At 56.4% G+C, this 13,044-nt stretch carries 12 protein-coding genes and 1 pseudogene; 3 read left to right on the top strand and 10 right to left on the bottom strand.

Translation table 11 applies throughout. From position 1 onward, the window contains the following. The first annotated feature begins 77 nt into the window (after positions 1-77). Positions 78-1,322: a diguanylate cyclase gene (locus tag RO22_RS21045; protein ID WP_022521875.1), complete on the top strand. Its 1,245-nt coding sequence runs from the start codon at positions 78-80 to the stop codon at positions 1,320-1,322. A gap of 64 nt (positions 1,323-1,386) precedes the next feature. Next, the gene (gene mtnK, locus RO22_RS21040; RefSeq protein ID WP_041159323.1) at positions 1,387-2,649 is read left to right on the top strand and encodes an S-methyl-5-thioribose kinase; all 1,263 of its coding nucleotides are present in this window, start codon (positions 1,387-1,389) and stop codon (positions 2,647-2,649) included. A gap of 155 nt (positions 2,650-2,804) precedes the next feature. Here mtnK and RO22_RS21035 read toward each other — a convergent pair whose 3' ends face one another. From RO22_RS21035 to mtnB, 3 genes are read right to left on the bottom strand one after another with little or no spacing between them, the layout of a single operon-like run. Beyond that, positions 2,805-3,353: a 1,2-dihydroxy-3-keto-5-methylthiopentene dioxygenase gene (locus RO22_RS21035; RefSeq protein ID WP_022521878.1), complete on the bottom strand. Its 549-nt coding sequence runs from the start codon at positions 3,351-3,353 to the stop codon at positions 2,805-2,807. Between the two features lie 11 nt (positions 3,354-3,364). Beyond that, positions 3,365-4,051, bottom strand: coding sequence for an acireductone synthase (gene mtnC, locus RO22_RS21030; RefSeq protein WP_041159322.1), 687 nt, complete (start codon positions 4,049-4,051; stop codon positions 3,365-3,367). Next, positions 4,052-4,639 (bottom strand): methylthioribulose 1-phosphate dehydratase, encoded by a 588-nt coding sequence (gene mtnB, locus RO22_RS21025; RefSeq protein ID WP_052475740.1) that lies wholly within the window; start codon positions 4,637-4,639, stop codon positions 4,052-4,054. A 105-nt stretch (positions 4,640-4,744) separates the two neighbouring features. Here mtnB and mtnA point away from each other — a divergent pair, with 105 nt between their 5' ends. After that, on the top strand, positions 4,745-5,770 hold the full coding sequence (mtnA, locus tag RO22_RS21020; protein WP_041159321.1) for an S-methyl-5-thioribose-1-phosphate isomerase: 1,026 nt from the start codon (positions 4,745-4,747) through the stop codon (positions 5,768-5,770). 16 nt (positions 5,771-5,786) lie between these two features. On the opposite strand, the gene RO22_RS21015 is transcribed toward mtnA, so the two are convergent. From RO22_RS21015 to RO22_RS20990, 7 genes and pseudogenes are all read right to left on the bottom strand, one after another. Continuing rightward, positions 5,787-6,467, bottom strand: a complete 681-nt coding sequence (locus tag RO22_RS21015; protein ID WP_041159320.1) for an RES family NAD+ phosphorylase — start codon at positions 6,465-6,467, stop codon at positions 5,787-5,789. After that, a complete protein-coding gene (locus tag RO22_RS21010; protein ID WP_041159319.1) occupies positions 6,464-6,865 on the bottom strand; it encodes an MbcA/ParS/Xre antitoxin family protein in 402 nt (133 codons plus the stop codon). Before RO22_RS21010 ends, RO22_RS21015 begins: the two co-directional genes overlap by 4 nt. 95 nt (positions 6,866-6,960) lie before the next feature. Next, entirely contained in the window at positions 6,961-8,799 is a 1,839-nt protein-coding gene (gene recQ, locus RO22_RS21005) for a DNA helicase RecQ (RefSeq protein ID WP_041159318.1), read from the bottom strand. A 62-nt stretch (positions 8,800-8,861) separates the two neighbouring features. Continuing rightward, positions 8,862-9,048, bottom strand: a pseudogene (locus RO22_RS25105) (carbohydrate ABC transporter permease); the annotation flags it as partial. A gap of 52 nt (positions 9,049-9,100) precedes the next feature. Then, complete coding sequence (locus RO22_RS25265; RefSeq protein WP_041159317.1) at positions 9,101-10,993, bottom strand: calcium-binding protein; 1,893 nt, start codon at positions 10,991-10,993, stop codon at positions 9,101-9,103. A 304-nt stretch (positions 10,994-11,297) separates the two neighbouring features. Continuing rightward, positions 11,298-12,140: a carbohydrate ABC transporter permease gene (locus tag RO22_RS20995; protein WP_041159316.1), complete on the bottom strand. Its 843-nt coding sequence runs from the start codon at positions 12,138-12,140 to the stop codon at positions 11,298-11,300. Next, a complete protein-coding gene (locus RO22_RS20990; protein WP_041159315.1) occupies positions 12,137-13,021 on the bottom strand; it encodes a carbohydrate ABC transporter permease in 885 nt (294 codons plus the stop codon). Before RO22_RS20990 ends, RO22_RS20995 begins: the two co-directional genes overlap by 4 nt. Positions 13,022-13,044 lie beyond the last annotated feature (23 nt).

The following is a 13,044-nucleotide window of genomic DNA, read 5'->3' as shown; positions in this document are numbered from 1 at the left end:
GGTAGTATTAGGCTTCTGATGTTCATTGATGATACATGAAAGCCACAAGTAACCGGGTGAGGCATTGAGGGCGAGTAATGATCAATGACACGCTGCTGACAGCGGTGGAAGATGAGTTGCGTAGAGGGCCTTGGCGGTTACGTTTTGCTGATGAAGTGGAAGCAAGGTTTGAAGAAGATACTCAGCGCCAACGTAGCCGTAGCATGGTCATGGCAGGGTTGATATCGGCGATCATCTACTGCTTGTTTTTGATCAACGACCACAGCTTTCGACCGGATACTTTCACCACCGCGCTGGCGTTAAGGGTGGGGGTAATGCTGCCTTTTGGTATGCCAATTCTGTGGTGGGTTTACCGTGGCGTGTCTCCAGCCCAACGTGAAACGTTAATGGCGAGTACGGTGATCGTTGCTACGGTGATTTCATGTTTGATTTTGGTGGAATCCACCGTTCCTTACTCTTACCTGGATGTTTTCTCTTTCGGCCTTATTTTGCTGGTGGGTAATATTGTTTACTCACTGCGGTTTAACTATGCCTGCGTCTCATCTGCCATTTGTATATTTATAATACTGCTTTTTGTTCTATCTTATGACCCCATGCCGCCAGAGGCGAAGCGGCTAGCAATATTTACTATTATCGCTCAGACGCTGTTTACGTTAGTGGCCAACTATCGTTTCGAGCAGAGCGAGCGAACCTCCTACTTGCATGTATTGAAAGAAAAGCTCCGCGCTGGCTATTACTTAAAAGATAACCAGGAACTGTCGCGCATGTCGGTGACTGATCCTTTAACCAATCTTGCCAACCGGCGCCAGTTCGATACGGTTTTTCCTGTGCGCTGGCAGGAGGCTACCGATAAAGGCCTTTGTTTAGGGCTGATGGTGATCGATATCGACCATTTCAAAGCTTACAACGACTACTATGGGCATCCTCAGGGTGACGAGTGCTTGCGCCAAGTCGCTACTGCCATGCAGGCCAATAGCCGTGATGCCGATTTAGTGGTGCGTTTTGGCGGTGAAGAGTTTGTAGTGCTAATAGCCAATGCATCGCCTGAGGCGGCAAAACCGGCGGCCGAGCGTATCCGGTGCAACGTGGAGGCCTTGGAAATTCCTAATCACGGTGTCTCGGCGCAAAGCGTTGTTACCGTTAGCGTTGGCGTTGCAGTACTCTACCCGAAAGTTAGCCTTGCCCCAGCCGAACTATTATCCCAGGCAGATGACGCGCTTTATGAAGCCAAGCGGCAAGGCCGCAACCGTGTATGGGTGGCTAGTGCGATTGATTCATCATCTGGCGATAATGCTATTGATGGCTTAAGCGTATCAGCCTAGTCGCGGAGATTAACGGGCCAACTGGCGGCTAGCCAAACACGTAAACGTTTGTGAGGAGAGAACTGTGGAGATTGATCAACATTACCGCGCGCTAAGCGTTGACACTCTATCCCAGCGGCTTGGTGATGTTGAGGCGGTGGTTAGACGTGTGGGCGAAGAACCCGCGAGCTGGGACATTCGCGAGGTGGGTGACGGCAACCTCAACCTAGTGTTTATCGTCTCCGGTGACGCGGGCAGTGTAGTGGTTAAGCAGGCGCTTCCCTATGTACGTATGGTCGGCGAGAGTTGGCCGTTGCCGGTCTATCGTGCCCACTTTGAGTACTACGCCTTGGTGCGTCAGGCCAAGCGTGCACCGGGCATTGCCCCTGAAGTCTACTACTTCGACAAGCCCCAGGCGCTGTTTGTGATGGAGTATCTGCACCCCCACACTATCTTGCGCCGTAAGTTGATCAACGGTGAGCGAGTCGCTCGACTTGGCGAAACCATCGGCAAGTTTTGCGCCCGCACGGCGTTTCGTGGCTCAGAGCTTTCGCTGAGTAGCCCAGAGAAAAAGGCGGATGTGGGGCTGTTTTCCGGCAATGTGGCGATTCCTGCCATTACCGAATCACTGGTATTTACCGACCCTTATTACGGCGCTGAAATGAATCACCACACCCCGGAGCTTTCACCGGTGGTGGACGAATTGCGTCGTAACGCGCGTTTAAAGGCCAAAGTACAGCGGCTGTTGATGAAGTTCACCGCGAACACCGAAACCATGCTGCACGGTGATCTGCACTCCGGCTCGATCATGGCCACGGATACCGACGTGCGGGTCATTGACCCCGAGTTTTCCCAGTACGGGCCGATGGCTTTTGACCTGGGAATGGCGGTGGCCAACTTCCTGATGGCCTACTTCAGCCAGCCCGCTCACCGTCAAGAAGGTGAGCTTGATGAGTATCAGGCGTGGATCCTTGATGTGGTCGATGCGTGCTTTAGCCACTTTGATGCCGAGTTCCGCCACCTGTGGCAAACCGAGCGGACGGGCATTCTGTTTCCCAAGTCGCTATTTGAAGAGCAGGGCAATAGCGCCGACGATGCTTGTGATGCACTGCTTGAAGAGATACGCCTGGATGCGCTGGCCTACTGCGGCATCGAAATGCATCGCCGTGTTTTATCACTGGCCCACAACGCCGATTTCGAAGAGATTGAAGACACCGCGCTGCGCGCCAAGCTTGAAGCGCGCAATGTGCTGATGGGCCAAACGCTGATTATGGAGCCGGAAGCCTATAGTGACCTTACCGCGCTGGTGGATTTAGCCAGGGCGTATAACCAGCAAGAGGTGCTGTAAGCGGTTTACAGGGGAGTTAGAACGAGCAGGTAGGGCCGGAACAAACCGTAGCGGGGGTCTTTCGCCATGGATGGCGAAAGTAGCGCCCAGGGATGGGTTTACAGCGCCCCCGCGTAGGTTTGTTCCGGCCCTGCCTAGGCTTACAGCAGAACTATTTAAAGCTGATCCAGGCGATCGAACTTCCCGGCGATATCGCTTTCGGTCCAGTGGGGTACCCAGCCTTCCACATTATCGAAGAAGCGCAGCGCAGTGAATTCTGGCGCAGGGCCCATATCGAACCAATGGGGCGTGTTGGTGGGTACGCTGATCAGGTCATTGCGGGTACACAGCACCTGATACACCTTGTCATCAATGTGCAGACAAAATAGCCCTTGTCCTTTGACGAAGAAACGTACTTCATCTTCATGGTGGCGATGTTCGTTTAAGAACTTTTGGCGCATGGCGTCTTTGTCTGGGTGCGTGGGCACCATATGCAACACATCAACGGTTTGATAGCCGCCTATGGCTTTGACGCGGTCGATGTCGTCTTGATAAAGCGCCAAAATATCTTCCTGGGTGGCGTCGTCGGCAATTTCGCCCGGCGCTGCCCACCGCTCAAACAGCACGCCCACCTTGTTTAGCTCAGCGCTAATCTGCTCGCCGTCGGTGGTGTCGATCAGGGCATCGTTAGGGTTCTGATCAGCAAATACTTTTAGTTGCGACATCGTAGGGTCTCCTAAAGCGCAATTTCATCAAAGCGAGTAACGCAAGCATGGGTGTTGCCCGCCTGTGTGCCTTCGCGCACCAACTGCAGGGTTTGCATGCCTGCCTGTTTGGCGGCGTCCAGTTCTTCGACCACGTCAGACAAGAACAGCACCGCTGCTGGCGGCAGGTCAAGCTCGGTGACAATGCGATGGTAAGCGGCAGCCTCACGTTTATGACCAATATGGGTATCAAAGTAGCCGCTAAATAGCGGGGTTAGATCGCCCGCATCGCTATAGCCAAACAGCAGCTTCTGCGCCTGCACCGAGCCGGATGAGTAGACGTACAGCGCCTTGCCCAAGTCTTTCCACTGGCGCAGTGCCGGTGCTACATCGCTATAGAGATGGCCTTTAAAGTCGCCGCGCTGGTAGCCATCGGCCCACACCATACCTTGCAGTGCTTTCAGCGGAGTAACTTTTTGGTCAGTCTCGATCCAGTGCAGCAATTGGTCGATCACTGCCTCCAGGGGGGCGTTAGGGGCGTCCATTTCGCTGCGCACGGCATCAATTTGCTCGGCAACTGCAGGTGTGTCTGCATTCGCACGTAGAAAGTCGGGCAACTTGGCGTGGGCGTAGGGAAAAAGCACCTTATGGACGAAGTTAATGTCCGTGGTGGTGCCTTCAATATCGGTCACAATGGCGCGAACAGTTGAATTACTCATTTAAGACCACCGACTCTCTTCAAGCACACAGGCAAGTAAAAACTCAATCGCTTCCAGGTGGCGGCGACAGCTGGCAATACTATCGCCCACGGCATAAATGCCATGCCCTGCGACCAAAAAGCCCCAGGGCATCGGCCAGCCGCTGCGTACGTGCTCGGCCAGTTCTTCCATATTCTGGGAGTTGGGCACCACCGGTAACCAGATGGTAGCCTCGTGGGTCACGTTGCCCGCTAAGGCTTTTTGCATTTCAAAGCCGCTGAGCTCGATGCCCTTAGGAAATCGCCGCGACAGCACCGTGCTGGCCACGGTGTGAGTGTGCAGCACGCAGTTAATCGATGCGTCTAAGCGATAGAGCGCGGCATGCAGATCGCTTTCCGCGCTAGGCTTACCATCACCTGATAGCACCTTGCCATCCAGGTTGCAGAGCAAGAGGTCATCGGCCTGAATGCGGGTTTTATCCCGGCCAGAGGCGGTGACAAGATAGCCTGTCTCGGTACGGGCGGAAAAGTTACCGCCAGTGGCTGGCGTCCAGCCTTGCTGCGCCGCCCATGAAATGGCGGCCAGCAGTTCAGTTTGTAGCGTCATCATAGGATCTGCGTCGCCTCTTCTAGTGGCAGCCATTCTATATGATAAGCTTCGCGCCTGATAAGCCGCGCCGTTGTTACGCTAGTTAAGTGCTCAAGGAGTCCATCAATGCCCCACTTACAGTCACGCAGTTTACGGGTCTATGCCGACCACCTTGAGTATTTGGATCAAACCCAACTGCCCCAGGTGGAGCAGTGGGTGCGTTGTGACTCGCCAGAAGAGTGGCAGCATGCGGTGAAAACCCTGGCGATTCGCGGGGCGCCGCTGATTGGTTTGAGCGCCGCCTTTGTGCTGGCCCAATACGCCGCTCGCCATCCACAAAGTGATTGGCAGTTGGTAAGTGATCGCTTACGCGCCACACGCCCCACTGCAGTCAACTTAATGTACTGCCTGGATGCCATGGAAGCCTGCTTTGAGCAAGGCGCCAACGCCCTGGCCGAACGTGCCGCTGAGCTGTTTTCAGAAGACCGCGCGCTATGCCAACGCATGGCTGAGCGGGGTGCTGACTTGCTGAAAACGGGTGACCGTGTGCTGACCCACTGCAATACTGGCGCGCTGGCGACCGCCGGGGTGGGGACGGCCATTGGCGCGTTGGCAGTGGCCAAACAGCGCGGTGTAGAGCTGCATGTGTTTGTGGATGAAACCCGCCCGCTGCTGCAAGGCGGCCGCTTAACCGCCTGGGAAATGGCCGACCTGGGTATTCCCTACCAGCTAATTACCGACAGCATGGCCGCCAGTCTAATGGCAGCAGGGAAAGTCGACAAAGTGATGGTGGGCGCCGACCGTGTCTGCGCCAACGGCGACTTCGCCAATAAAGTGGGTACTTACATGCTGGCGGTGATCGCTCACTACCACCAGGTGCCGTTCTATGTGGTGGCTCCCTACACCACGGTTGATCCCGCTTGTGCCACTGGTGCGGACATTCCTATTGAACAGCGCGACCCCGCCGAGATCCGCGGCGTCGCTGGCGCCTTTGGTGAGGTTACCTGGGCACCCGATAATGCACCGGTATGGAACCCCGCCTTTGACGTCACTCCCGCCAAGCTCGTGACGGCTTGGGTGTTGGATACCGGCGTATTTGATGCCGCCGCGATAGCACGCGGCGAACACTGCCTGGGGCGCGGCGAAAATTAGGAGCGAAAGTTAATCGCTAGCCCAATAGCGTTAGCTCATAGACATGGCGGATATGCTGACCATCCCAGTCATAGCCAAGATGCCGTCCTTGCCTTGTGGCGGAGAGCACGGGCGGCCGTAGCACAGCGGCACACTCGCCTTCAGGGTCTCGAACGCTAGGGTAAACGATGCCGTCCGTGTGTTCCTCCCAGGCTTTTCTCCCCAAGGTTTGCCCAGCTGCCCAGCTATCCGGTCTGAGAAGCGTTTGGGCCGCATCCTGTCGGCGTAAATCAATTAGTTGGCCCGTTAAATCTGACAGATAAACACGCTGCTGAAGCATCATGGGCGGTTCGTTTGACTCCCCCATAAAGCGCTCTGCGTGGTAAACGGTTTCGGCAATGGCGGTGGCTTCGGTGAGTGCGCAGTAGTAGGCGCCAAAGGTGCCATCGCTAAAACGCGAACCGGTCGCGGGGAAGTGGCAGAAGGCCGCCATGACGGGCGTCCAGCCGGGGCCGTAGCGACGGTCGTCATCACGAACCAAGTGAATAGCTCCCGTTTCCTCACGTAGCCTTGCGGAGGTTTCACCCTCCAGCTCATTGAGTAAGTCCCAGTCATCAGCGTTGCTGTTGACGCCTTCGAATAAATCAATGGGAGGGAAACGCGAGGGAATAACGCGGTAACTGGGCCGCCACGTAACGTTGCTCAACGGGAATGTCACGCATGCCCCCCACCACGCGCGGCATCCAAATGCTGGCGAACAACGTAGAGGTCGGAGACTTGTCCGTTTAACAGGCGCTCCATTGGTGTGTGACCGGCAAAAAGAGGGTTACGGTTGGCTCGCTGCAACCAACTGTTAGCCGCTTCTTTGTTGGGCAACAGTATATGCAGCGCTTTGTAGATGCCGAGGATCAACGACATTCGCTCCAGATGATTGGCATCCAGGCGGGCATTCTCTGGTGCCTGCTTCCAACGCCGATAGGTGGAATCAGGCACCCCGAGCAGAAGAGCAGCTTCACTCTCTTTCAAACCCCATGCGTGTGAAATGTTGGGGTAGGTGCGCATCGCAGCGACCCCCATTTCGCGGCGCTTGTCGGCGGTTTTGTGTTGAATAGCCATCTATCTTCCTCCTCACTTATGTATAGAATACGCCAAGTGAGCGATTTTTGAAAATATTGACCATTTGAGCTTTTTTTAATGCCCGGCGCGCTGGTTCAACTGCTTTGCTCGGTTTCCTGATGCGCCAGAATGACGTCCAGAAAGCCCTCGCCGTAATCCGCCAGCTTGCGTGCGCCGATGCCGGAGATCGCGCCTAGTGCCGCTAGGCTTTGGGGTTTCTGCTCGATCATTTCAGCCAGGGTGGCGTCGTGGAAGATCACATAGGCTGGTACGCCCTGGGCTTCGGCCAGTTCCCGGCGGTGCTGTCGCAGGGCTTCCCACAGCGGGCCGTGGCCCTGCGGCGCAGAGGCATTTTTGCTTCCTCGTCGCGCGGTTTTGGCTTTGCTGGGTTTGTTGCTTGGCTTGCGCAGAGTGAGGCTCTGCTCGCCGCGCAACACCGGCTTGGCATTGGCAGTGAGCTTAATGCCGCCGTGGCCCTCCATATCCACGCTCAAAAAGCCGCTGGCAATCAGCTGGCGAAAGAGCGCCTTCCATTCGTTGGCGGAGAGGTCTTTGCCTATGCCGTAGGTGCTGAGGCGGTCGTGGCCAAAGCGGGTGATGCGCTCGTTGCTTTTACCTAGCAGCACATCCACAAGGTAGGTTACGCCGAAGCGCTGCTCGGTGCGGTAGACACAGGAGAGCGCCTTTTGCGCCGCCACGGTGGCCTCCCACGTCTCGGGTGGGGTCAGGCAGTTGTCGCAGTTGCCGCAGGGGGCGTCCAGATGATCGCCAAAATAGTGCAACAGCGCCTGGCGGCGGCAACTGATGATTTCACACAGCCCCAGCATGGCGTCGAGCTTCTGCTGTTCGATGCGCTTTTGATGGTCAGCGGCGCTGGAGTCTTGCTGCATCTGGCGCAGCGTGATCACATCCTGAAGACCAAACGCCATCCAGGCATCGGCGGGCAGGCCGTCACGCCCGGCGCGGCCGGTCTCTTGGTAGTAGGCTTCGATACTCTTGGGCAGGTTGAGGTGGGCCACAAAGCGCACGTCGGGCTTGTCGATGCCCATGCCAAAGGCGATGGTGGCCACTACCACGACACCATCTTCACGCAGAAAGCGGGTCTGATGCTGCTGGCGCTGCTCGGGGGGAAGCCCCGCGTGGTAGGGCAGTGCCGTCAGCCCCTGGCGTTCCAGCCAGGCGGCGGTCTCCTCCACCTTGCGCCGGGAAAGGCAGTAGACGATACCCGCCTCGCCGTCGTGGTGCTCGCGAATAAAGCGCAGCAGCTGTTCCCTGGCGTTGCCCTGATTCTCGGCGATATGGTAGCGAATGTTGGGCCGGTCAAAGCCGCTGTTGTAAAGCGCCGCCTCCTGGAGCTGCAGATGCTCCATGATATCGCCCCGGGTGGGCACATCGGCAGTGGCAGTGAGGGCGATGCGGGGCACCTGGGGAAAGCGCTGATGAAGCTGGGAGAGCTGGCGATACTCAGGACGAAAATCGTGGCCCCACTGGGAGACGCAGTGGGCTTCATCAATGGCGAACAGCGCAATCCGGGTCTGCTCCAGCAGCATCTGCATACGCGCAGTGGCCAGTCGCTCGGGCGCGACATATAACAGATCCAGCTCGCCCGACCGCAGGCGGTTCTCCACCTCGACCGCCTCGTGATAATCGAGGCTGGAGTTCAGGTAAGCCGCCCTGACCCCGTTCTGCTGAAGCGCCGCCACCTGATCCTGCATTAGCGCGATCAGCGGCGAGACCACAATTGCGGTGCCTTCGCGCAGCAGTGCAGGGATCTGATAGCACAGCGACTTGCCGCCGCCGGTAGGCATCAGCACCAGCGCATCGCCACCGGCCATTACATGCTCGATGATGGCCTGCTGTGGGCCGCGAAAGCTGTCGTAACCAAATACTTCCTGCAACACCTTGAGGGCTGCCGGGTGAGGGTCGCCGTGCATCAATGCTCTCCTTATCTCGTGCTTGAGGAGGAATTGTCGCACGAAAACTCAAGGGATTTTGCCTAGCGAATCCCTGCGCGCAGATAACGACTGCACAAACTGGCGCTGGAAGAGCAAAATCTCTACCGAGTTGGTGACCTATAATGGCCGGATAAAGTTGTTCCAGTGGTGGCTAATCGAGACCAGCCCGTAAGCAAGGTAGGTGGGCTTGGCGAGCGGTACATACACCTTCCACAAAATTTCCAGCCAGTACGAGAGGGAACCGCGCTCGCCAGCAGGCGAGCGCGCGGATAGCCAAGACTCAGGCCAGGAACTGGCTGCTCTCGACCAGTTCGGCGATGCCAATGCTCTCCACCGTGACATAGAGGCCGTCCCGGGCGATGACCACGTCATTGTCCATCTGATTGGCGCTGCCGAGCAGATCTTCCTGATCCGCGAACAACTCACCCATGAACACCAACCAGTCCTGATCCCCCGCATGCTGGTTGAAGTCCTTGATCACGGCACTGCCTTGATACCCCTCGTCGAACATGAACAGGTCATCGCCCACTCCTCCATAGAGTACATCGTTGCCGCCACGCACAATCAAGGTATCGTCGCCCTCACCACCATAGAGTTGATCATCGCCCAGGCCGCCTACCAGCGTGTCATCTCCCTCGCCGCCATGTAGCAAACTACCGCTCTCCAGCGCCGTCAGGGTGTCGTTTCCTACACCGCCGAATGCCACTGTTCCAGTGAGTTCGTCGTCGCCAGCGCTGCCTTCTACATGCTCGCCATACTCCAGGTCTTGGCTGAATAGACCGAATGGGTCGAAGCGTTCGTCCTCGAGTCCGCGCTCGCCGACACTGTAGCGCTGCTGGGTCAATGAAATGTCGAGTAGCGACAGGCCTTCGAACTCCACGTAACTGACATTGTCCACTTGCTTCAATCCAAGATCCTGCTTGGAATTGAGGAACAGCGTGCCGTCCGAGAGTTGATAGGCATCCCAATCCGCCCCATCGCCTTTGAGGCGCAGAGTGTTGACTCCCGAGCCACCATCGACGCGATCGGCACCGCTGGATAGCCGAATCAAGTCATCTCCCCCACCAGTGTAGATGTAGTCGCTATTCTCACCGCTGCGAACCTTGTCAGCATGTTCGGTGCCAATTAGAAACGCGGGTTGGCCGAAATGGTTCGAGCTCGAGGTCTGCTTGTCCTCTACCCAGACCGACGAGCGTGATAGAGAGGAAAGACTGGAAACAACCACCGCGCTGTCACGGTCGGTGTATTCATAGAAGGGCGAATCAGCGATACGCTGAATGGCATCCGTGATTATGCCATCGACATGGGCATACCAGCTCACCGGAATGTTCAGCAGTGAGAAAGCTGGTAATGGCCACAGTGGTGAACCATACATATCGTTGAACAGTACGACATTGTCCCCGCTCGACTCGTAAGAGGTGTTGGGGTGGGTCAGCAGTGGCCCTTCTTGTTCCTGCAGCGCCTCAAGGAAGGTATCTGCGTCTCCTGCCACACGATGCACCGCATCATTCTCGTAGCCGTAGTTGTACACCACTTCGGGGTCGTCATAGATCAGTGGCGACTCGTGACCGATATAGTTGGCCTCAGCGAAGAAGCCGTCGGCCAACTCCTCGCGAAAGCGCGCCATAATGTTCACCATCCCGCCCCCCAGGCTGTAGCCGGTGATCAGTGTGTCCTCAGCCTCCAGGCCGTTGGTCTGACTGTAATTCTTGAGCGCAACGAGCAGCGGCTCAAGGTTGGGTGCGATGGTGCCAGCATTGAGTTGCAGGTAGTCGATAATATCCACCGGCGAGTTGGTGCCGGTGAAGGTCAGCGATACCCGGGTCAGCTGTCCCTGCTCATCGAACTCGCCCAGCAGCTTGGCTTGGGGGCCAGTCGGCAGGGTGCCGGTAATCGGGCTCTCGATGATGTAGTGGCCGGCCCCATCGAGGGCGCTCGCGGGTAGGCCAAGCTCGGTCGGCGTCAGTTCCCGCCATCCCCCGGGCAGTCCGGTATCTATCTCATTGGGGTAGGCACCATCGGGGAACAGGTCTGTGAATCCTTGTACTATTTCCCGAGTCTGCGGAATGCCAAGGGCGCCCGACAGGCTGGCGTAGGTGGCGAGCTTGTGGGATGTCAGCAGCAATTCGATGGATGCTTCACTGGTATAGTTTTTGTAGTCGAGCATTGCCATTAAGATACCTCCGTATCTCGTGCTATATGGTTGTTATTGTTGATCCATGATGCTGAAGTCACTGCATCTACGAGTGTGCCAAGGGCAACTCGAGGTATGAAATGACTGATTAAAACACTCGTATCATTCGAGTGTTTTAATAGCACAAGATATCCCCGCAGGAGGCAATGCGACATTAGTGGCGAGACCTTGGTCGAATGAGACAGGCCGCCTTACTGGGTAAGTTGTGGAGGGGGGGGTAAAACAGGGAGTGCAAGGCGCCCCCATCCTTCGTTGTTGGCTTGCCGTCTTGAATAAAGCGGGTTTACCTAATCCCCGCCCGTAAAAACGACTGCACAAACTGGCGCTGGAACAGCAGGAAGGCGACCAGCAGCGGGGCGATACTGAGCAGTGTTGCGGCGCTGACCGTGGCCCAGTTAACGCCGGTTTCCGGGGCGGAGAAAACCCCAAGGCCGACCGTTAACGGGCGGCTCTCTACCGAGTTGGTGACCACTAACGGCCAGATAAAGTTGTTCCAGTGGTGGCTAATCGAGACCAGCCCGTAAGCAAGGTAGGTGGGCTTGGCGAGCGGTACGTAGACCTTCCACAAAATTTCCAGCCAGTTGCAGCCTTCGATGCGGGCGGCGTCTTCCAGCTCTCGGGGGATGGTTTTAAAGGTTTGGCGGAGCAGAAAAATACCCAAGGCGCTGGCCACGTAAGGTAAGCCAATCCCGGTGATGGTGTTGATCAGCCCCAGTTCGCTGGCGATGCGGTAGTTCTCGACAATCAGCACTTCGGGGAACACAAAGAGCTGAATCAGCACCAGCATAAACAGAACGTTTTTGCCGGGAATCGGAAAGCGCGCAAAGGCAAACGCCGCCAGGGTACAGACCACAAACTGACCTATCACTACCCCTGTCACCAGCGCAAAGGTGTTCAGGTAGTAGCGGGCAAAGGGCGCTTGAGACCAGGCGTTAGTGAAGTTCTCCAGCGTCAGTGGGGCGAAGAGCTCAAAGTTCACCATAAACTCGCTGGGGTGGAAGGCGGCCCAAAAGGCATACAGCAGCGGAAAAATCCAAATAATCGCCAGTAGCCACGCGGCCACTGTTTCCAGCGCTGGCATTGAAACGAAGCGAGAGCGGGGCGCATAGGTCGTGGTCGTATTCATTGATAGTGCGTCCTGCGATCTAAAATCGTGAACTTAAGCGTGGCCACTACCGCGAGCACCAGCAGAATCACCACCGTAATGGTGGCGGCCGTGGTGCGGTCAAAGAACGAGAACGCATTCTCGTAGACGTAATAAAGCAGCAGGTTGGTGGCGTTGTTGGGCCCGCCCTTGGTCAAGATAAATAAGTGATCCACGACCCGCACCGAGTTAATCAGCGCATTGATGAGCACAAACAGCGTGGTGGGCATGAGTAGCGGAAAGGTGACACGCCAAAAGAAGCTCCAGCGGCTAGTGCCTTCTAAGTCAGCTGCCTCTTTTAACTCGAGTGGCATGCTCTGTAGCGCCGCCAGGTAGAAAATCATAAAAAAGCCAGCTTCTTTCCACACCGACATTACGATCACCGAGCTTAACGCAACGCTTGGATCGCCCAGCCAGTTCACCCCAGAAAAGCCCAACATGCCGAGCAGTTTATTGAATAGGCCAATCTGCGGCGCGTAGAAAAACATCCAGATATTGGCCGCGGCAATCATGGGTAGAATGGTCGGAGTGAAATACGCCATGCGCACAAAGCCCCGCCCGCGAAGCTTGCCATTGACGAACAATGCCATGCCTAGCGCCAGTGCGATGGAAGTAGGAATCGTACCGACTGCGTAGATTAAGTTGTTACGAGCTACTTTCCAAAACGTCGGATCGTCGAACAACACCTGATAATTTTCAAGGCCTACGAATTCAGTGGGTGCACCGCGAAAGCCGGGTAAAAACAGGCTGTTAATGACCGTTGTTACGGTCGGTAAATAAGCAAAAGTCGTTAGCAGTACCGCCGCGGGCAGCAGCAGAAGCGTGCCATAGAGCTGCATTTTGCGGTGGTTGGTGAATGACATAGAGACGTACCGCACGTTGGAAA

Origin of the sequence: Halomonas sp. KHS3, from assembly GCF_000830495.1 — a bacterium.
In the GTDB taxonomy this organism is placed as follows: domain Bacteria; phylum Pseudomonadota; class Gammaproteobacteria; order Pseudomonadales; family Halomonadaceae; genus Vreelandella; species Vreelandella titanicae.
The sequence above is the reverse complement of the archived record's forward strand: the minus strand, read 5'-3'. Positions and strand labels throughout refer to the sequence as shown.